The 20,659-nt window shown below is 57.1% G+C and carries 17 protein-coding genes and 3 pseudogenes; 15 read left to right on the plus strand and 5 right to left on the minus strand.

Translation table 11 applies throughout. From position 1 onward, the window contains the following. Positions 1–422 precede the first annotated feature (422 nt). The 6 genes from HA41_RS03155 (at position 423) to HA41_RS03180 (ending at position 4,298) form a co-directional block, all read left to right on the plus strand. Positions 423–1,610, plus strand: a complete 1,188-nt coding sequence (locus HA41_RS03155; protein ID WP_094119556.1) for a glycosyltransferase family 4 protein — start codon at positions 423–425, stop codon at positions 1,608–1,610. Positions 1,611–1,677: 67 nt separating this feature from the next. Then, positions 1,678–1,923 (plus strand): hypothetical protein, encoded by a 246-nt coding sequence (locus HA41_RS03160; RefSeq protein WP_094119557.1) that lies wholly within the window; start codon positions 1,678–1,680, stop codon positions 1,921–1,923. A gap of 31 nt (positions 1,924–1,954) precedes the next feature. Further along, positions 1,955–3,094 (plus strand): class C beta-lactamase, encoded by a 1,140-nt coding sequence (ampC, locus tag HA41_RS03165; RefSeq protein ID WP_094119558.1) that lies wholly within the window; start codon positions 1,955–1,957, stop codon positions 3,092–3,094. Positions 3,095–3,129: 35 nt separating this feature from the next. Next, the gene (locus tag HA41_RS03170) at positions 3,130–3,312 is read left to right on the plus strand and encodes a hypothetical protein (protein ID WP_094119559.1); all 183 of its coding nucleotides are present in this window, start codon (positions 3,130–3,132) and stop codon (positions 3,310–3,312) included. 60 nt (positions 3,313–3,372) lie between these two features. After that, a complete protein-coding gene (parS, locus tag HA41_RS03175) occupies positions 3,373–3,825 on the plus strand; it encodes a type II RES/Xre toxin-antitoxin system antitoxin (RefSeq protein ID WP_094119560.1) in 453 nt (150 codons plus the stop codon). Continuing rightward, positions 3,825–4,298, plus strand: a complete 474-nt coding sequence (locus HA41_RS03180) for an RES family NAD+ phosphorylase (protein ID WP_094119561.1) — start codon at positions 3,825–3,827, stop codon at positions 4,296–4,298. Before parS ends, HA41_RS03180 begins: the two co-directional genes overlap by 1 nt. 24 nt (positions 4,299–4,322) lie before the next feature. Here the strand turns inward: HA41_RS03180 and HA41_RS03185 are convergent, their stop codons facing one another. The 3 genes from HA41_RS03185 to HA41_RS03195 form a co-directional block, all read right to left on the minus strand. Continuing rightward, positions 4,323–6,146, minus strand: coding sequence for a glycoside hydrolase family 15 protein (locus tag HA41_RS03185; protein ID WP_094119562.1), 1,824 nt, complete (start codon positions 6,144–6,146; stop codon positions 4,323–4,325). 91 nt (positions 6,147–6,237) lie between these two features. Beyond that, positions 6,238–7,131, minus strand: coding sequence for an SDR family oxidoreductase (locus HA41_RS03190; protein WP_094119563.1), 894 nt, complete (start codon positions 7,129–7,131; stop codon positions 6,238–6,240). A gap of 260 nt (positions 7,132–7,391) precedes the next feature. After that, on the minus strand, positions 7,392–8,426 hold the full coding sequence (locus HA41_RS03195) for a LacI family DNA-binding transcriptional regulator (RefSeq protein WP_094119564.1): 1,035 nt from the start codon (positions 8,424–8,426) through the stop codon (positions 7,392–7,394). 217 nt (positions 8,427–8,643) lie between these two features. Between HA41_RS03195 and HA41_RS03200 the strand changes: the two are divergent. The 4 genes and pseudogenes from HA41_RS03200 (at position 8,644) to HA41_RS03215 (ending at position 13,854) form a co-directional block, all read left to right on the plus strand. Continuing rightward, positions 8,644–9,671: pseudogene (locus tag HA41_RS03200) on the plus strand (ABC transporter substrate-binding protein). Between the two features lie 88 nt (positions 9,672–9,759). Continuing rightward, positions 9,760–11,979, plus strand: coding sequence for an ABC transporter permease (locus tag HA41_RS03205; protein ID WP_094119565.1), 2,220 nt, complete (start codon positions 9,760–9,762; stop codon positions 11,977–11,979). Then, a complete protein-coding gene (locus tag HA41_RS03210) occupies positions 11,976–13,037 on the plus strand; it encodes an ABC transporter ATP-binding protein (RefSeq protein WP_094119566.1) in 1,062 nt (353 codons plus the stop codon). Before HA41_RS03205 ends, HA41_RS03210 begins: the two co-directional genes overlap by 4 nt. A 24-nt stretch (positions 13,038–13,061) precedes the next feature. Next, positions 13,062–13,854: pseudogene (locus HA41_RS03215) on the plus strand (inositol monophosphatase family protein). Positions 13,855–13,902: 48 nt separating this feature from the next. Here HA41_RS03215 and HA41_RS03220 read toward each other — a convergent pair. Continuing rightward, positions 13,903–14,337 (minus strand): GNAT family N-acetyltransferase, encoded by a 435-nt coding sequence (locus tag HA41_RS03220; protein WP_094119567.1) that lies wholly within the window; start codon positions 14,335–14,337, stop codon positions 13,903–13,905. 187 nt (positions 14,338–14,524) lie between these two features. On the opposite strand from HA41_RS03220, the gene hipB reads away from it, so the two are divergent. The 5 genes from hipB to HA41_RS03245 all read left to right on the plus strand — a co-directional run bounded on the left by hipB (position 14,525) and on the right by HA41_RS03245 (position 20,470). Beyond that, entirely contained in the window at positions 14,525–14,773 is a 249-nt protein-coding gene (hipB, locus tag HA41_RS03225) for a type II toxin-antitoxin system antitoxin HipB (RefSeq protein WP_094119568.1), read from the plus strand. Continuing rightward, on the plus strand, positions 14,773–16,086 hold the full coding sequence (locus HA41_RS03230) for a type II toxin-antitoxin system HipA family toxin (protein WP_094119569.1): 1,314 nt from the start codon (positions 14,773–14,775) through the stop codon (positions 16,084–16,086). Before hipB ends, HA41_RS03230 begins: the two co-directional genes overlap by 1 nt. Positions 16,087–16,155: 69 nt before the next feature. Then, on the plus strand, positions 16,156–17,574 hold the full coding sequence (locus HA41_RS03235) for a M24 family metallopeptidase (protein WP_094119570.1): 1,419 nt from the start codon (positions 16,156–16,158) through the stop codon (positions 17,572–17,574). A 62-nt stretch (positions 17,575–17,636) separates the two neighbouring features. Further along, positions 17,637–18,278: a LysE family translocator gene (locus tag HA41_RS03240; RefSeq protein ID WP_094119571.1), complete on the plus strand. Its 642-nt coding sequence runs from the start codon at positions 17,637–17,639 to the stop codon at positions 18,276–18,278. 146 nt (positions 18,279–18,424) lie between these two features. After that, complete coding sequence (locus HA41_RS03245) at positions 18,425–20,470, plus strand: FUSC family protein (RefSeq protein WP_094119572.1); 2,046 nt, start codon at positions 18,425–18,427, stop codon at positions 20,468–20,470. 5 nt (positions 20,471–20,475) lie between these two features. On the opposite strand, the pseudogene HA41_RS03250 reads toward HA41_RS03245, so the two are convergent. Beyond that, positions 20,476–20,659 (minus strand): annotated as a pseudogene (locus HA41_RS03250) (aromatic acid/H+ symport family MFS transporter); the annotation flags it as partial.

Here is a 20,659-nt window from a genome sequence, read left to right on the forward strand (position 1 = left end):
GCTCCTGCAACCCATTGGCGCAAAAGAAGAGATACAAACGGAAGCAAACAACAGGCCCGATAACTGAAAAATCACTACAGAAAAATTGATTAGTTGAATAGTTATCAACTGATTGTATCCGGGTCGCGACGGTTTATTTTTAACAAATTATTAAACTTGCACATAATAACTGGCCCACAGGTTGCCGGGGTTTTATTTCTCATATTTAATCAAGACGTTACCCGCTGGAATATGATAATGGATGTAAAAAATCACCTATAAATTTTTTTCTGCTGCGTCAGTCCAGGAATAAACCCTGACTGGCAATCATAAATAAATAACGCGATGAGCGGATAAAATAATTTTTAGGATATTCTGTAGGCGCGCCTTCTGGAAACGCATGATATAGATCATCCGGAACTCAAGGACTCTGGAATACGATCATGAAAATCGGAATCACCAATAACCACTACCCGGAGCAGCGTAATATTTTAGTTAATCCGGAAAATGAATATGTAAATCTCAAAAAGTACAATCTGTTTTACTTTATTAACCCGTTACGGACTCGGTTACTCAAAAAAAATAAATCCTTCATCTTTCTGCCGCTGCCATTTTCATCCGCAACCCGGCCCGAGGTTCTGCATCTGTTTAATGAAGTGGCGATTACCCGTCAGAAATGGGTTGCCTCGTTTGAAACGGAATTACCGCGTGTGTTACCGGTGCCGGGTGTGGCTAAGCAGGATAACCCCGAGCTGAAGCGGCTGATCCCGCATCTGCTGAAAGAGAACTGTCTTGGGCTGATCGCCATTTCAGATGCGACGCTGAATATACAGATGAAACTGTTTCCGCCCGGAGACGGTGTGGCGCAGCAAATCAGACGCAAAACGGTAGTATTACATCCACCACAGACCCTGTTCACGCCGCATAAAGCGCCGCGTCAGGCCGGGGTATTCCGGCTGGTGTTCGCCGGCAACGAGTTCTACCGTAAAGGCGGAGCCGAAGTGGTCCTGGCGGTAAGCGAGCTGATTGAAGAGCGCAAACTGGATGAGTCACAGCTGGATGTGCAGCTGATCGGCGATCTCACCAAACGGCATAATGTGGCGCATCGGCAACATCAGGACGATGAGGCGTTCTGGCGTTCAATTGAGAACCGCATCGGCCGTTATCGCTGTTTTAATCACCGCTCCCGACTGGATAATGGTGCGCTGCTGCAGCTGTTTCGTGACAGCGACATCGGCTTACTGCCTACCTGGCAGGAGACTTACGGCTTTTCAGTGCTGGAAATGCAGGCCAACGGCTGTCCGGTGATCACCAGCAATGTGCGTGCTTTACCGGAGATTAATCCGGCCAGCGCCGGTTGGGTGATTGGCGGCGCGCTCAACGGCGATCGTGAATACAGTGTCAGCACGCCTCAGGAGAAACAGCAGCTGCGTCAGGCGCTGGTGGATGGGCTGAAGCAGGCGCTGCTCGCCATTTTCGATCGGCCCGAGATGCTGCAGGAAAAAGGGGAGGCGGCTATTCTGCGCATCAAAGATCAGCACGATCCGCAGCGTTATATTGTCCGGCTACACGATATTTACCGCCGCGGCGTGATCAACGTCACTCAACACCCACCGGTCCTTCCAGTTTGATAAGATTTTTCAGACGACGCGTGCCAGACTAGCCATACTTAGTGCAGCGTTCATCTGGAGATCGATCATGAAAATTTTCCTCAGCCTGCTGCTGTCCGGACTGCTGGGCAGCAGCGCCTTTGCTCAACCTTCATCCCCGTTTCCGGCGCGTGCGCCGCTGCCACAGCTGACGCCCGTGGCCGCACGCTGCGATGTCTCAGCCTGTCAGACCAATTGCTATGTCGAACGATCCCATTGCAATACCCGGGATAGCGGCGCGTGCAGTTCACAGGCACAAATCTGTGTACAGGCCTGTGCCGACCAGTGCAAATAATTCGAATCAGAGAAGATACTGTTAATCGCCAATGAAAAAGTCTTTGTCGTACCTTGTTTTGTGGTCCCTTTCTGCCAGCTGTGTTGCCGCCGATCTCACCTCACAGCAGGTCACTTCCCTGGTTAAAGCCGCAATCGAGCCGCTGATGGAACAGCAGGAGATCCCCGGTATGTCAGTCGCGGTGCTGTATAAAGGCCGCACCCAGTTCATCAACGCCGGTGTGGCTGATCTGGCGTCCGGACGCAGAGTCACCGAAAACACCCTGTTTGAACTGGGATCGGTGAGTAAAACCTTTACCGGCGTGCTGGCCGGGGTGATGATCCGTAATCGCGACATCGCGCTCAACGATCCGGTACAGAAATACTGGCCGCAACTGACCGGCGAGCAATGGCGTCACATCCGGATGCTGCATCTGGCGACCTACACGGCGGGCGGTCTGCCGCTGCAGTTGCCGGATACGGTGACCGATCAGGCCTCGCTGCTTAACTATTATCAACAGTGGCAACCGCAGGCCGCGCCGGGTACGCTGCGTCACTACTCCAATGCCAGTATCGGTCTGTTTGGTGCGCTGATGGTTAAGGGCGATTACGAGCAGGCGATGCAAAAAAATGTCTTTCAGCCGCTGCGGCTGACCCGCACCTATATTACCGTGCCACCTTCAATGATGCTGAACTACGCCTGGGGTTATAAAAACGGGCAGCCGGTGCGGGTGTCGCCGGGCATGCTGGACGCAGAGGCTTACGGAATAAAATCGACCGCCCGCGATATGCTGACCTTTATGCAGGCGAATGCCGATCCTAATCGGCTCTCTTCGGGGAATACGGTGTTGCGTAACGCCATTCGTACCGCGCAGTCGCGCTATTTCAGCGTGCGCAGTTTCTATCAGGGACTGGGCTGGGAGATCTACGACTGGCCGGTGAGCGGCGCCACGGTGATCGCTGACAGTGAAAACGGCATCGCGTTGCAACCCCAGCCCGCGACGCAACTGAAGCCCGTCGTGCCTTCTCAAAGTGCCAGTTGGGTGCATAAAACCGGTTCCACCAACGGTTTTGGCGCTTACATCGCGTTTATTCCCGACAGGAACACCGGCATTGTGATGCTCGCCAACAAGAACTACCCTAATCCGCTGCGGATAAAAACAGCCTGGCAAATTCTTGAGGCGTTGCAGTAATCGCCAGCGTCAGTGTCCGCTGGCGGTCCCCTGTTATGGCCAGCGGGAGGCGCGAACGTATCGCCAAAGCGCGCCAGCTGATGGAGCAGGGGGTGGATAACGGCAAGCCGCGGGCGGATCGGTGCGGATTTGCCAGCAGCGACGTAATGCGCCGCACCTTTGTGCGCGTCACCGGCTTGACGCCAACACTCTATCGCCGACTGGTACGTCAGGCGTAAAGCTGGCGCGCCTTGTTCATTTGCGCTAAAATTAAAATCAAATGAACAGAGGGTTGTGTTATGTCAATTGCCATTTATACGCCTGCCAGCAGTGGCCGTAACAGCTCGTTGCTGCATGCGCTGAACCTGCCGGAAACCCTGCCGGATGCGCATCAGCGGATTGCCGTCGGTTTCAGCAGCGGGGTACTTAAACGCACCGCGTCGCTATCCGCATTTGATGAAGCCTGGCTGTGCCGCCTGGCGGGCATCGATCGCAGTACCTATAACCGCAAAGTCAAAGATCCTCAGCAGACTTTTTCGCCCGATCAAAGCGGACGGATTTATATGCTGATCCGTGTGCTCTCTGCCGCCAGCACGCTGTTGCGTGACGATCCGGCACGGCTGGTACAGTGGCTGGAAACCCCCGCTAAAGCGCTGGGCGGCAAAAAGCCGGCAGAGATGACCACTACCGTTGCCGGCGCGGAAGCAGTACTGAATCTTATTGGTCAGCTTGAACATGGCGTCATCACCTGATGGCGTCGGTGCATTTTTACCGGCTGGTAAAAAGCGAATATGCGATGACCGCCTTTGATGGTTTTGGTGCCCGCACCTACGGCGGACGCTGGAATTCAGTGGGTACCGGCTGTGTTTATCTGGGTTCCAGCCGGGCGCTGTGCGTGCTGGAAGCGCTGGTGCATCTCACTATTCAGGATCTGGCGCAGGACTATTCGATGCTGTCGATCAGCGTGCCTGACTCGCTGATCGCCGAACTGTCGCTGGCGGCACTTCCCGCCGACTGGCAGGCCGATCCCGCACCGCAATCGACCCGGGAGATTGGCGATGGCTGGCTTGCCAGCCAGGATCACGGCCTGATACTGAAAGTCCCGAGCACCCTGACCGGGGAGTGGAATGCGTTGTTGAATCCTGCCCACCCGGCCGCGGCGACGATTATCAGCAAGGTAGTGGTCGAGCCTTTTTTCTTTGACCCGCGCTTCAGGCTGCAATAGTGCCCGATCGGCCAGGCGGACGCCTCAGCGCGCGGCTCTGGATTCTGAAATGGCCTGTGCCGCACAGATCAGCGCCAGATGGCTCAGCCCCTGCGGCATATTTCCGCGCCAGCTCTGGCTGCGAACATCAAACATCTCATTGAAAATGTCGACGTTGCCATGCCGGTCAAGCGTGGCGAGGATCTGCTGCATTGCCTGGTCGGCCTGCTCAATGTTTCCCATCTCGGCCCAGGCCTCTGCCAGCCAGAAAGCACAGGCGAGAAAAGTGCTCTCTTCCTGGTCGACGCCGCTATAGCGATAGAGCATGGCGCTGTCATTGCCCAGTTCATGATGGATCGCGTGGTAGGTTGAAAGCATCCGCTGCGGATTAACCGCGTTGCCGTAGCTGTGCACCAGCGCCAGTGAGGCATCGAGGCGATCCTCACTGCCGACGTAAAACAGGTAAGCCTGTTTCTGTTCTGACCAGCAGTGCGTCTCAATCCAGTCCCGAATCCGATCGCGCTCCCGCTGCCAGCGGCCCAGCCAGGTGGGTTCGATATGCTGGTTTTCGGCCAGCGCAACCGCCCGATCCAGCGCCATCCAGCACGCCATTTTGGAGTGGGTATAGTGCTGCAACTCCGGCAACTCCCAGATGCCACAATCCTTTTGCCGCCAGTGATCGGCACAGCAGTTCGCCAGCTCGCCCAGCATCCGCGAGGTGGTGATATCCAGCACGTGTCCCGCTTCGATAAACAGTTGCGCGGTTGCCAGCATGTCGCCATACATGCTGAGCTGCACCTGATCGCGGGCGTTATTGCCGACCCGTACCGGCTGTGAATCCTGATAGCCGCTTAACGGCGGAAAGCGTTCTTCCGGCACTTCATCGCCATTCAGGGCATAGCAGGCACGCAGCCTGACGCCGTGACGCAGGATAGTCTGCGACAACCACGAAAAGGCCGCTTTACAGTCCTCCAGCGCGCCGAGATAAACGAAGGCTTTAATGATCAGACAGGCGTCACGCACCCAGGCGTAGCGATAATCGTAATTCTTCTCGCCGCCGATGCCTTCCGGCAATGAGGTGGTGGCTGCGGCCGCCAGCGCACCGGTGGGGGAGTACCAGAGAAATTTGAGTGACAGAGCAGAGCGCTTCACCAGTGCCGGGTAGCTGCCGTCATAGCTCAGGCTCTCCACCCAGCTGGTCCAGCCGGTGTGGCTGGTTTCGATCCGTTGATCGATGGCGGATAGCTCAGGGACAGCCAGCGGCTCATTCTCGGTGATCAACAGGGCGCAGAGTGAGCGCGAGCCGGCCGAGGTCCGCAGCGTGGCGCAGACCTGCTCATCATCCAGCAGGGTAATGCGGATATCATCGCTGGTACGGAACATCGCCATGACGTCGGCAATGTGAAACACCTTGCCTTTCTCCGTGTCGGCAATCCACGGCGAACGGGTTTCCGCCGCGGTGCCGAATCGCAGCCTGATCTCCAGCTCAACGTCGCCGCTCACGCCTTCAATCCGGCGGGCCAGTTCGCCCCACGGCAGCCGTCCTGCCAGCGTACTGTTGATCGATTCGGTCAGCAGCACCGTGCCGCTGTCGGTCTCAAACCGGGTTTCCAGCACATTGCTGTTATCGCGATAACGGCGCGTCACCCGGTAGGGTTCGCGCGGCACGATTTGAAAGTAGCCGCCGACACCGGCATCCAGCAGACGGTCAAACAGCGGTTTTGCGTCGAGGTTCGGGGCGCACCACCAGTCAATCGAGCCATCCGGCGCAATCAGCGCTACTGAACGCCCTTCACCAATGGCGGCATAATCACCCAACCCCGCGAAACCATTATCCCGGGACGGCTGCTGGAAAATCTGGTTCTCCATGGTTTTCTTCCTTGTTTCACTGTGATGACTAAGACAACAGGCGAAGGCAGGACAAAAAAGTGGCCGCATTATGCGGCCACCGTGGACGGGTTTACAGGGTGCCGGTGCCGCCATCTGAGCACCAGACCTGGCCGGAGGAGTAGCTGCTCTCCGTCGAGGCCAGCGTGACGTAGAGCGGGGCGATTTCAACCGGTTGACCCGGACGGCCCATCGGTGAATCGGCACCAAACTGCTTCACTTTTTCCTGTGGCTGACCGCCGCTGGATTGCAGCACGGTCCAGTACGGCCCAGGCGCTACCGCATTCACCCGGATACCCTCGCCGCCCAGCTGCTTCGCCAGGGATTTGGTAAAGGCGACGATGGCCGCTTTGGTCTGGGCATAATCCAGCAGAATATCGCTGGGTTTAAAGGCCTGTACTGACGAGGTATTAATAATTGACGCACCGCGTGGCAAATATTCCAGTGCCGCTTTGGTGATCCAGAACATCGCATAAACGTTAGTTTTAAACGTCGCGTCGAAATCTTCCGTACTCAGGGTACGAATGGACTCATTAAACTGCTGGCGTCCAGCGTTATTGACCAGAATATCCAGACCACCTAATTTATCTGCCGCCTCTTTTACCAGCTGCTGACAAAATTCTTCAGAGCGAATATCACCCGGAATAGCGAAAACCTTACGGCCTTCCGCTTCGATTAATTTAATCACGTCGTCGGCGTCGGGCTGTTCTTCAGGCAGATAGTTAATCACCACATCTGCGCCTTCGCGAGCATAGGCAATCGCTACGGCACGACCAATACCCGAGTCACCCCCGGTAATCAGTGCCTTACGGCCAGTCAGGCGGCCAGTGCCGCGGTAGCTGGTTTCACCGTGGTCGGGAAACGGAATCATTTTGCTGACTAAGCCTGGCGCCTGTTGCGGTTGTTCCTCAAAAGGAGGCTTAGGAAATTGATCGAGATCGAGCGTCTTGTTCGTTGGTGTCGTCATTGTAAGCTCCTTGTACATCATTATCTGAGTGATTAAGCCTGGCACAAATGTGATATTTGTCACATCTGACTGCTTATTCATTGAGCAGTAAAGGTCAGGATGAATTAATAATGCTGATCAAGAATAGTCATAAAATCGCAGGCTGTGCTGCTGGATGGCGATATTTTGTGGAGAAAATGAGGGCTATTTAAAGCGAAGCGTGAAAGAGAGAAAGGGTTATTTTACCGGCGCTCAGGCACCGGCGATAATATTAAACGGGATCAACCGCCGCGTACTGAACCCCGCCAGACTACGTCAGCCTGATATATACGCCGATCGCTTTGCTGTTCAGCTGCTGGTTGTAATTCATCCTGTTGCGCTTCGGTCTCCGTCAGCCAGCGGATAGCGTCACGGGCAAACTGTTCTACCGGCTGGGCGAAGGTGGTGAGGTTGTAGGATGACCAGCCAGACTGCGGAATATTGTCGTGGCCGACAATGCACAGATCTTCCGGGATGCGCAGGGCAAAGCGGTGGCGCGCCTCATCCATAAAGCCGCACGCCAGCAGGTCGGTGGCGCAGAACACCGCGTCAGGACGGACTTTGCGGGTCAGCAGCCGCTGCGCCATGATCTGACCGCTTTCATAGGAGGTCGAGCCAAAGTGTTCGACCTGGACCGGAACACCGGCTCTCTCTGCTGCTGCCAGAAAATCCCGCTCGCGTTTCAGCAGGCTCGGGGTACCGGCCAGCGAATTGACAAATGCGATGCGCTGGCAGCCAGCCCGCACAAAGGCATTGACCGCCATCTCCGCCGCCGGGCGCGAGTCGAGATTGATACTCAGCGAGCCGGGCAGGGATTCATCGCGGTTAATCAGCACCAGATGCTGCCCATGTTTGTAGCAGAGCCGGGTGATGGCGCTGTCAGGCATGCCGGAAAGAATGATTGAGGCATCGGCGCGAAAGTTGATCGCCTGCTGTAATGCGGCCGAGACCCGATCATCGGAGCGGTCGGTATTGATCAGCATCGCCACCTTTCCCGCTTCCTGCAGGTATTGGGTCATCCCGCGGACCAGGCTGGCACGGTAGGGTGTATCCACTTCAGAGGCGATCAGGCAGACAATGCCACTGCGGTTGCGCACCAGACCGCGCGCCAGATGGTTAACGTGGTAGCCCAACTCTTCGGCGGCTTTCAATACCCGTGCCCGGGTAGCATCCGACACGCTGGCACCCGGCGTAAAGGTGCGTGATACCGCAGAGCGGGAAACGCCCGCCCGATCAGCGACATCCTGCGCACTGACCACCGCCTTCAGTTGATGCATGATTTTCTCCCGCGTTATGCATGATCCGCTCTGAGTCTGCCTGAAGTTGCAAGGCTGTGCAAAAGTAATCTCACCGATAGTGTTTCAAATTTGTGACAGCGCCTGTCAATTGCTTAACATGTTAATTGACAGGGCAGCAGGGCCGCCTTACTACTTTGCACAGCAGTGCAAAATAAAAGCGCGTTCAGGCGCTATCCTCGCCCTCAAGGAGAACACCATGCGTTACTCATCTCTGTTCGCTGCGGTTATCGTCAGTTGTCCGGCCCTGCCGTTTGCGGCAGCCGCGGCTGGTAATCTCAATATGATCTGTTCGGCGGATGTGGTGGTCTGTGAGCAGATGACCCGCCTGTTCAGTCAGTCTCATCCTGATATCCATCTCAGCATGGTGCGGCTATCGGCCGGAGAAGCCTATGCGCGTATTCGCAGCGAGGCGCGTAATCCCCGTACCGATATCTGGTGGGCAGGCACCGGCGATCCGCATATGCAGGCGGCTGAAGAGGGATTGTCCCAGCCCTACAAATCGCCGCTGCTTGACCAGCAGCAGGCGTGGTCGCAAAAAGTGGCGGAGATCTCCGGTTATCGCACCGTGGGCGTCTATGCCGGTGCGCTGGGCTGGGGTTACAACACTAAACTGCTGGCGGAGAAAAAGCTGAAGGAGCCCGCCTGCTGGGCCGATCTGCTCGATCCGGGCTTTAAAGGGGAAATCCAGATCGCCAATCCTAACTCCTCCGGCACCGCTATAACACCCTGGCGACGCTGGTGCAGATCATGGGCGAAGACAAGGCCTTTGATTACCTGAAAAAACTCAACGCCAACGTTTCGCAATACACCAAATCGGGTTCAGCACCGGTTAAATCGGCTGCTCGCGGTGAAACCACGCTCGGCATCGTCTTTATGCATGATGCGGTGGCGATGGAAGTGGATGGCTTCCCGATTAAACCTGTCGCGCCCTGTGAAGGCACCGGTTATGAGATTGGGTCCATGTCGATCATCAAAGGCGCGCGTAATCTGGCGAACGCCAAAAGCTGGTACGACTGGGCGCTGAGCGCTGAGGCGCAATCGCACATGAAAGAGGCGAAATCGTTCCAGCTGCCGTCGAACCGCAAGGCGGAGATCTCCGAGTATGCGCCGCGCTTTGAGAATATCAAACTGATCGATTATGACTTCAAAACCTACGGGGATTCGGCGAAACGCAAAGCGCTGCTCGGACGGTGGGATAAAGAGATCGGTGCCAGCGCCCGGTAACGCTGTTTTTCGTCCGGTGATGCGAAGCCGGACACCTGCAGAACCGCGGTGGCGCAAGCCTGGTGTCCGCATCAGATCGAGGTGATTCATGAATGCGCACAATCGTCGCTTAACCGGCGCGTTAATAGCCGGTGCGGCTGCCCTGATACTGTTGCCCTGGTACAGCCTGGAGCAGGGCTTTTTCTCGGGACACTGGCTGGTCTCACTGTGGCGTGATGAGAACAGCGCGCCGGCGCTGTGGCAACTGATGCAGCATGGCTGGCTGGCTATCGCCGTGGCGTTATGGCTGCTTGCTGCTGCCTGCGTCTTCCTGCCACCGGGGCGCAGCCGCAGCGGTTTACTGTTACTGTTCAGCGCCTGCGGCATTCTGTTCCTGGTGGTGGAAGGCCATGCCATCGGGTTTAGCGGCTGGAACTGGCTGTGGCTCGAAAATCTCATGGGGCCGCTGGAGCAGGGCCAGCCGGCAATGGGCGCGGGCGCGTTACTGCTGCTGACGGTATTTCTGCTGATTTTTTCCTTTGCACTGGCCGAACGCGGCGTGCTGAAAGGCGATGCCTTTGTGGTGGCCGCGATTGTGCTGCTGGTGGCGCTGGTGTCTGCCTTTGTACTTTATCCGGTGCTCAGTCTGTTTGTCGCCTCGGTGCAGGACATTGATGGCAGCTTTAAGCCCTACGGGCTGATCGCCAATCTGCAGGACCCGGCTATCTGGAGTGTCGGCTGTGTGACCGGCGGCACCTGCGGCACGGCGTGGCGCACGCTGGGTCTGGCGCTGATGACCGCCAGCGGCTCCACGCTGCTGGGACTGGCGTTTGCGCTGGCGGCGACCCGTACCTCGCTGCCGTGTAAAAAAGCGCTGCGGATGCTGACCATTCTGCCGATCATTACGCCGCCGTTCGTTATCGGGCTGGCGCTGATCCTGTTGTTTGGTCGTTCCGGCGTGGTCACCACGTCACTGGCGACGCTGTTTGGCATTGAGCCTGGCCGCTGGCTGTATGGCATCACCGGGATCTGGCTTGCTCAGGTGTTGTCCTTTACCCCGATTGCGTTTCTGGTGCTGATTGGCGTGGTTGAAGGGGTCAGCCCGTCGCTGGAAGAGGCGTCTCAGACTCTGCGTGCCAGCCGCTGGCGCACCTTTTCCCGCATCTCTCTGCCGCTGATGGCGCCCGGACTGGCGAACGCCTTTCTGATCAGCTTCATCGAAAGCATGGCGGATTTCGGCAACCCGATGGTGCTGGGCGGCAGCCACGGCGTGTTGTCGACCGAAATTTTCTTCTCGGTGGTTGGGGCGCAGAACGACCCGAGCCGTGCCGCAGTGCTGGCGATGATCCTGCTGGGCTTTACCCTGACGGCGTTTCTGCTGCAGCGGGTCTGGCTGTCAGGGAAAAGTTTTGCCACCGTGACCGGCAAAGGCGACGGCGGTCGCCATGTGCAGCTGCCACGCCCGGTGCGCTACAGCGTCTATGGCATGGTGATCCCGTGGGGCCTGTTCACGCTGGTGATTTACGGCATGATCATGATTGGCGGCTTCGTGCAATCGTGGGGCCTGAATAATGCGCTGACGCTGGATCACTATATCCGCGCCTTCAGCGTCAGCCTGAATCAGGGGCAGCTGGTCTGGAGCGGCGTCGCCTGGAACTCTTTCTGGACCACGCTGGAGATCGCCCTGATCGCCGCGCCGCTCACCGCAGTGGTGGGGCTGCTGACCGCCTGGCTGATTGTGCGGCAGAAGTTTGCCGGACGGCAGACGTTTGAGTTCATGCTGATGCTGAGTTTTGCCATTCCTGGCACCGTAATCGGTGTCAGCTATGTGATGGCTTATAACCTGCCGCCGCTGGAGATCACCGGCACCGCGATGATCCTGATTGCCTGCTTTGTGTTCCGTAACATGCCGGTCGGCGTGCGTGGCGGCATTGCGGCGATGAGTCAGCTCGATAAAAGTCTGGATGAAGCCTCTCTGACCCTGGGTGCCAACAGCTTCCGGACCTTACGTAAAGTGGTGCTGCCGCTGCTCAAACCGGCGATCAGCGCGGCACTGGTTTATGCCTTTGTGCGCGCCATTACCTCCATCAGTGCGGTAATTTTTCTGGTCAGCGCGCAATACAACATGGCGACCTCTTACATTGTCGGGCTGGTGGAGAATGGTGAGTACGGCGTCGCCATTGCCTATTCGTCGGTGCTGATCGTGGTGATGTTAGTCATTATCGGGCTGTTCCAGCTGCTGGTGGGTGAACGCCGCCTGCGCCGTGCCACACAATCTGCGGCCATTGCCGCGCCTGTTCCTACCCTGACTCAGGAGAGAGCCGTATGACCCCCATCAATGCTGGATCGGTGGTTTTTGAGCATGTCGCTAAACGCTTTGACGGCTTTACTGCGCTGCCCGACCTGTCGTTAACCGTGGAGCCAGGCACGCTGGTGACGCTGCTGGGGCCCTCCGGCTGTGGCAAAACCACCACGCTGCGGCTACTGGCCGGGCTGGAGCATCCGACCTCGGGCCGTATTCTGATCGGCGGTAAAGATGTCACCCATCTGCCCGCCAATGAGCGCGACGTGGCGATGGTGTTTCAGTCCTATGCGCTGTTTCCTCATATGAATGCGCTCGACAATATCCTCTATGGGCTGCAGTCGTCGGGAATGAACAAACGCGAGGCGCAGGATCGGGCGCGGGAGGGGCTGAAACTGGTCGGGCTGGAAAGTCAGGGGCAGCGTCTGCCGTCTGAACTTTCCGGTGGACAGCAGCAGCGTATTGCGGTGGCCCGCGCGCTGGTGCTGGAACCGCAGGTGCTGTTGCTGGATGAGCCGCTGTCGAATCTGGACGAGCGTTTACGGCGTCGGGTGCGCACGGATATTCGCGATCTTCAGCAGCGGCTGGGGTTTACCGCGGTCTATGTGACGCACGATCAGGAAGAGGCGCTGGCGGTCTCCGATAAAATCATTGTTATGAAAGAGGGGGATATAGCCCAGCAGGGCGCGCCGGAAACCCTTTATCATTCGCCTAATTCGGTGTTTATCGCCGACTTTATGGGCGAGGCTAATATTCTGCCGTGCGACATTGAGCAGGCGGAAGCCGGTGAGGCACTGGTTCGGGTCGGTAACCAGCGTTTCCGGCTGCGCGATGCCGGGGCCAGAATCGGTAGCGGGCAGCTGGCGGTGCGGCCGCAGTTTATCACCTTGTCCGTCGACGGGCAGGGTGCGCTGCAGGGTGAAGTAATTCACAGCAGCTGGCTGGGCGACCATATCGAATATGAAGTCACTACCGAGCTGGGATCGCTGTTCATCATCGATCCGCACATGGAGCAGCGCCTGCCGCTTGCCGCCCGGGTCGGCGTTAATTTTAAGCCACAGGGGCTGGCCCTGATTGCCCGCTAATCTGCTTAACCGCAAGGAGTTACCATGGAATTGCATGAAGAAATGCTGTCGCGTCTGGCGCTGGCTGAGGCGGTCGCCCGCGCAGGCGGTGCTACGGCGTTATCCTACTTTTCCCGTCGCGACACGCTGGTGGTGGAAACCAAATATGATCTGCAGGATGTGGTGTCGATTGCCGATCGCGACGTGGAGCAGATGATTGCTGCCGCCATCCGTGAGGCATTCCCTGATGATGGCTTTCTGGGTGAGGAAACGGGCCTGCAGGCAGGCCGGACTGCGTATACCTGGGTGGTCGATCCGATTGATGGTACCAGCCCGTTTCTCAACGGAATGCCAAACTGGTGTGTATCGGTTGCCGTGCTGCGGGGCGACATGCCGATTATCGGTGTGATTTATGCCCCGACCTTTGATGAGTGCTATGTGGCGGCGCTGGGCGAGGGCGCAACGCTAAATGGCCGTCGGTTACAGGTTGATCCGGCACGCACTTTACAGAATCACGTCACAGGCTTTGGTGCTAACAGCTATGTCAGCCCACAGCAGGTTGGTGAAATTGTGGCCGCCTTGCTGACGGCGGGTGGTAACTTTATTCGCATCGGCTCGGGCGCCTGATGCTGGCGTGGGTGGCGGCCGGTCGGGTTGTGGGCTACTACGAACCTTATATGCATGCCTGGGATTGTCTGGCAGGTTACTGTCTGGTGAAAGAGGCGGGCGGCTGGGTGCATCCCTTTAACATCGAAGGCGATCGCATCATTAAAGGGGCGCAGGTGCTGGCGGTCGCCCTGGTGCTGAAGCGGATCTGCGGCGCATTGCCGCTTTGTGACGCTGTCACGACGCTAAGGCCATGACAGCCAACTTAGCGTCGTGACCTTTAACCTTTCAGTGTTTTCGTCAGGTAGTGACGTTGCATACCGGTTTGCGGAAAGTCGGGCAGGGTGATCTGCTGTTGATAACCCTGTTTCAGATAAAACGGCAGCGCCTGAAAACTGAAGGTATCCACCAGCGCCTGCTGACATCCATAAGCTATTGCCTGCTGTTCTGCTGCCCGCAGTAAGGCACTGCCCAGATCGGTGCCGCGCAGCGTATCGTCCACCCACACATAGTCGATACAGAGCCAGTTCCCCTTACGTGAGGCGATCACGCCGCCCCGCAGCGCTCCCTCTGCGTCATGATGAAATACTGCCAGCGGTCCGTGGTTCTCACTGTCAATAAACTGGCGGTTGTAGTTGCCCAGTCCGGCCAGTAATGCCTGCCGGTCTTTCTCCTCGATCTGCTCCGTCACGGTAAAACCCGCATGTAATCTCATGCTTTTCCTCCTGTCAGGCTGCTTCATGGCGGTGTATATCCCCAATGGGGGATAATAAGGTATTTATCCTCTAAAGGGTATAAAATGATATTTATACCTTATCGGGTATAATATGCGCTTTATCCCCTTTCGGGGATAATCAGAATGCGCTATGCTGACCTTCTGCTGACCCCGAGGAACAGACCCGATGATATACAGTCCGCTGCAGCTGGCGAACCGGCTGAAGCTTATCCGCCAGCGCAATGGCTGGACCCAGAGTGAGCTGGCTAAAAAAGTGGGCCTGAAACAGGCGACCATTTCACATTTCGAAAATTCACCGGACAACACCTCGCTGGCGACGCTGTTTAAGCTGTTGCAGTCGCTGGAGCTGAGCCTGGAGGTACAGGAGAAAACGGCCGCCGCTGCGCCGCCACTGAATGACGAGGATGACTGGTAATGCAGAGGCTGATTGCGTGGATGAACGGCGAGCGGGTCGGGGTGCTGACCCGTCAGCGCAATGGCGCGCACGAATTTCAGTATGACAAAGCATGGCTGAGCAATCCGCTCGCCAGGCCGCTGTCACTCTCGATGCCGCTGCAGGTTCCTGTCATCACGTCCCACGCGGTAATTAACTTTTTCGACAACCTGTTGCCGGATAGCCCGTTGATTCGTGACCGGATTGTGGCGCGCTACCAGATAAAATCCCGCCAGCCGTTTGATCTGTTGCAGGAAGTGGGACGTGACAGCGTCGGTGCGACCATGCTGTTGCCGCCCGAGATGCCGCTGCCGCCATTACAGGTGCGTTACGAGCTGCTGGATGAGGCGCGTCTGGAGAGTGTGCTGTCAGCCTATCAGGCTGACATTCCGCTTGGGATGCTGCGCGAAGAGACCGACTTTCGGATTTCGGTAGCGGGTGCGCAGGAGAAAACGGCGCTGCTGCAGACCGAACAGGGCTGGAGCATTCCTGCCGGGGCCACGCCGACGTCGCACATCATTAAACTGCCGATTGGCGAAATTAAGCAGCCGGCGGCGACGCTGGACATGCGCGAAAGCGTAGAAAATGAGTATCTCTGTCTGGCGCTGGCCAGAGCGCTGGGGCTTAACGTCCCGCAGGCCACCATTATCCGTGCTGGCGCGATGCGGGCGCTGGCGGTGGAGCGCTTCGATCGGCGCTGGTCACGCGACAGAACCCGGCTGATACGCCTGCCGCAGGAGGATTTTTGTCAGGCGCTGGGGCTGCCGTCATCGACGAAATATGAGTCTGACGGCGGGCCGGGTATCGCGGAGATCATGCAGTTGCTAATGGGATCGAGTAATGCGATAGAGGATCGTTATCACTTCATGCTGTTCCAGGTGTTTCAGTGGCTGATTGGGGCGACTGACGGCCACGCCAAGAATTTCTCGCTGTTTATTGAGCGCGGCGGCAGCTACCGTCTGACGCCCTTTTATGACGTGATTTCCGCCTACCCGGTGCTGGGCGGCACCGGCCTGAATAAGCGCGCGCTGAAGCTGGCGATGGGGCTGCGGGCCAGCAAAGGCAAAAAAAACGGGATCGATAAGATATTCCCGCGTCATTTCTACGCGACGGCAAAAAGCGTCAATTTTGATAGCGGTAGTCTGCAACAGATTTTTGACTTCTTTATCCGGGCTTTTCCGCCAGCGGTGATTGCGGTGCGGGATGCGCTGCCTGCAGGATTTCCGCAGCATATCGCCGATGCCATCTTCAGCCACTCGTTGATCATGCTGGAGCGGTTACGGCAGAAAGATTGATCGCGGCGGTAACAGGGCGGCCCGGAACCCCATAGACTGATTCTTTTTCCCGTTAGCCTGGAGTCTGTTATGCACACCGATTCTGTTACGCACACCGATCGTTACGCCCTGGAATCCATTCCGTCGCCGCCGACCTTTCCTGACGTGGCGAGCCACGTGATGGCGGATGAAACCCTGCATCGCCGGCTGGCGGCGATTGTTCAGCGTATGAAACAGCATCAGATTGCGCAGCTGATTATCTACGCCGATAAAGAGCACGGCAGCAACTTTGAGTATCTGGCGGGCTTTATTCCGCGCTTCGAAGAGGCGCTGCTGGTGATTAATCAGCAGGGCGAGCTGGCCTACATCATGGGCAACGAAAACCTCAAACTGGTGCCATTTGCCCGTAATCCGGGGCGCAGCCTGCACGCGGCGTTGTTCTCGCTGCCCAATCAGCCGATGAGCGGTGAGCCGTCGCTCTCCCGCTTGCTGGGTCAGGCAGGAATTGTGCCGGACAGGCGTACCGGGCTGGTGGGCTGGAAGCTGTTTAGCGGTCAGCAGCCCGCAATGTTCGATTTACCACACTTTATCTGTGCGGCAGCGGCTGAAGCGGCGGGTGGCATGGCACATCTGATGAACGCCACTGGATTGTTTATCTCACCCGATGACGGCGCACGCTGCATTAACAGCGCCGATGAAGTGGCATTTTACGAATCGGGCGCGAATCGGGCTTCCACTGCCATGCTGGCGGCACTGGACAGCGTGGCGCCAGGCATCAGCGAGAAGCGCATTGGCGCGTTGCTTAACCGCGATGGCCAGCCTGGCAACGTGATGACCATTGCTGCCACCGGCGATCGCTTTACGAAAGCGCAGCTTTATCCGTCGGATAAACAGATTGCGAAGGGCGATAAGCTGTCGTTAACCGTCGGCTATAAAGGTGGGCTGACCAGCCGTGCCGCCTACGTCGTTAGCCAGGCATCAGAGTTACCCTGTCACGTTGCAGACTGGCTGCCCCGGCTGGCGATCCCCTATTACCACGCGGTGGTCAGCTGGCTGGAACAGTTACGCATCGGCATCACCGGTGGCGAACTCTATGCGTTAATTGAGGCAGCACTCCCCAAAGCGCAGTATGGCTGGCACCTTAATCCGGGGCATCTGGTGGCGGACGAAGAGTGGCTAAGTTCACCGGTTTCGCCCGGTTCAGCCATTATTCTGAAGAGTGGCATGCTGTTGCAGATCGATATCATTCCTTCGGTGGCCGGTTACGGTGGCTGCAGTATTGAGGATACCGTCGGTCTGGCGGATGCGGCACTGCGCGCCCAACTGGCTGCGCAGTTTCCAGCGGTCTGGCAACGGATGATGCAGCGCAAAACTTATCTGTGCGAGGTGTTGCGGCTGAAGCTCTCCGATGAAGTGATCTTACTCTCAAACACGGTGGGTTATCTGCGGCCATTTTTGCTGGATCAGGACCGGGCGCTGGTGCGACAACCGATCAGCGACGGGGTTTAAAAAAACGTGGTCGGCTGTTAGGTTAATAGCCTGTTAACCCCGGATAAAGGTCAGGAGCCGTAATGTCCGATATTGTGCATTTCCCGCTATTTGTTGCTTCCATTTTACTGCTCTGTATTACGCCAGGTCCCGATCTGGCCTATGTAGTGGGACAAAGCGTCGCCAGGGGACGATGTTCCGGTATCCTGTCAGCCGTCGGGGTTGCACTGGGCAGTTGTACCCATGCCGTGGCCAGTGCGCTGGGGCTGACTGCGCTGATTGCCGCCTCGCCGCTGCTGTTCACGCTGATCAAGTATCTCGGTGCGGCCTACCTGATCTACCTTGGGGCCAGAATGATTGGGTCAACCTTTATTACATCCGCAGCAGCGGAGATCACGTCGCCGCCGCGCGCGCAGCCGGGCACCCGCTTACTGCTGCTGCGCGGTTTCATCACTTCAATCACCAATCCCAAAGTGCTGTTGTTTTTTATCGCCTTCTTCCCGCAGTTTGTGGTGGCTGGAAGTCAGCATCACGCCAGTGCCTTCCTGTTGCTGGGGATGACCTATGCGCTGGTCGGCCTGATGACCGACGTGATGTTTGCGCTGCTGGCGGGCGGGGCCGCAGGCGTGGTGGCGAACAATAAGAGGTTACAGAAAGTGCTGGATCGGCTGGTCGGAGCCACTTTTATCGGCCTTGGGATCCGTCTGGCACTGACCCGTCGCTGAGTCGAATCGGGTGCAGCCGGCCCGGTCAGCCGCAGCCTGAACCGGCCAGGGAAGGCCGGTAATAATTTGTATAATTTAACTGAGAGTAAAAGCAGCACGCTTCTGTCAGGATACGCGCCACAGACGTATTTCGGTCCTCTCACTCGATGAAATGGTTTACCAAAAACGCGGTTTTGTTTGCCTGCAAAACCTCCCTTGCCGCATTTATCGCGTTATCTGTTGCTCTGATTCTTAACTTTGAAAAACCGGCCTGGGCGCTGACCACCGTGTTTGTCACCTCTCAGCTTTATGCCGCGTCGACCGTCTCGAAATCGCTGTTTCGTCTGATAGGAACCGTACTCGGCGGCGTCTTTATCCTGCTGATCTATCCCGAAACGGTGCAGTCACCGCTGCTGTTCAGCCTGTGCGTCTCGCTGTGGGTGACCTTTTGCCTTTATCTGTCGCTGCATGACCGCACGCCGAAAAGCTACGTCTTTATGCTGGCCGGTTATAGCGCGGCGATCATGGGCTTCCCGGAGGTGAACACGCCGTCGGCTATCGTTAATACGGTGATTTCCCGTATTGAGGAGATCACCCTCGGCATTCTCTGTAGCACGCTGGTCCACCGGCTGGTTTTCCCGGTTCCGATGCACCATTTGCTTGGGCAGAGCGTTGATCACTGGTTTCAGAATGCGCGTAAATTGTGTGATGAGCTGGTCAGCGGGATGGCAAAGAATAAGTCTCTGGAGCGGGAGGATATCCTGATCCAGATGGCGGGCTATCCATTGAACGTCGAAACGCTGCTGACGCACTGCGTATATGAAGGGGAAGCGGCGCGTAATGTCATCCGTCTGGTCAGCGTACAGTATCAGCATCTGACCTATCTGCTGCCGACGCTGACGGCGATTGAATCCCGCCTCGGGGTGCTGGCTGAACTGAATATTCGCTTTCCGCTCTGTGTCACCTCGGTGTTCCAGCAATTTCTGCTGTGGCTTAATCACGATCGGGTTAACGATATCGAAGGGCTGCGTAACGCCATCGCAGACGGACAGGCGACGCTGGAGCGTGACTGGCAGGCGGGAAATCTGGCGACTGAAGAGAGCCTGCTGCTGATTGGCTTACTGGACCGGCTGGCTAACTTTGTTCGTATTGCAGATGCTTACCAGAACGTCAGCGCCCGCGCCGGCGATCTCTACAGTCATGGCGACGGGGCGGCCATCAGAAACATCCGCGAGCATCGTCACATCGATAACGGACTGCTGAGCCTGTCGGTGCTGACGGCCTTTCTGGCCACCTTTCTCTCCAGCCTGTTCTGGATTGGCAGCGGCTGGGCCGATGGGGCGAATGCACCGCTGATGGCCGCGATTATCAGCTCGTTTTTTGCCGGCGTGGATTCACCGGTGACGCCGATGAAGCTGTTTGTGAAAGGGGTGATGATTGCGCTGGTGGTCAGCCTGTTTTATATCGCGTTCCTGATCTCCCAGGCCAACACGCTGCAGGCATTAATGATCTGTCTGCTGCCGGGGCTGATGCTGCTGAGCCTGGTGATTGCTAATCCGACCACCAATCTGATTGGTCTGAGCGTGGCGATCCAGATACCGGGCTTTATCGGGCTGAGTCATCACTATGTTCCCGATCTGATCCTCACCCTGAATGCGGCTATCTCGTCGATGGTGGGCATTATGTTTGCGGTGGTGCTGACGGCGCTGATCCGTAACAAGCGGCCCTCGTGGATTGCCCGACGCGCGGTACTGCGCGGACTGCGCGACCTGCTGAGCTTTATTAAAAAGGTCGAACGCAATTCCGCCACGCTGCTGTCCCGGCAACAGTTTATTGCCCGGATGCTGGACCGGGTGAACATTATTCTGCCGCGCAAACGGCTCGATCCGGTACCGGACATCGTGGTGGGTGGCTATCTGATCAGCGAAACCTGGCTGGGCGCCAACTGCTACGACTATTATGCCCGCTATCGTGAGGTGTTAGAGGCACACCGTATCGACAGCGGTCAGATGTTCCATGAGCTGGGACTCTACCTGAAGCGCAAAATGAAGTCGCTTCAGCTGCTGCCGCATCCGGATCTGCTGGATGAACTGGATCAGTTGCTGCTGCGGCTGGAGAAAATTGCGCTGCAGGAGCGTGCGGCAGTGGCTCCGCTGGTTCACCTGTTTAACATGCGCGTCTCGCTGTTCCCGCAACAGCGCTGGCCAGGCTGATGATGCTATCGGTTGTTCAGATTTTGCGATAAGGCAGGAATATCACCGAGTTCCGCCCCTTTAACCTTCAAAGTAAGTTCGACATTACGATGTAAAATAATCGTGATCGCGGCCAGCAGTGCAGGCAGAGCCAGAATATAGAAAATAGCTGACTGTGCCGGGAAAATGCCCATTAGTACGCCACCTAAC

Source organism: Pantoea conspicua (assembly GCF_002095315.1).
In the GTDB taxonomy this organism is placed as follows: Bacteria; Pseudomonadota; Gammaproteobacteria; order Enterobacterales; family Enterobacteriaceae; genus Pantoea; species Pantoea conspicua.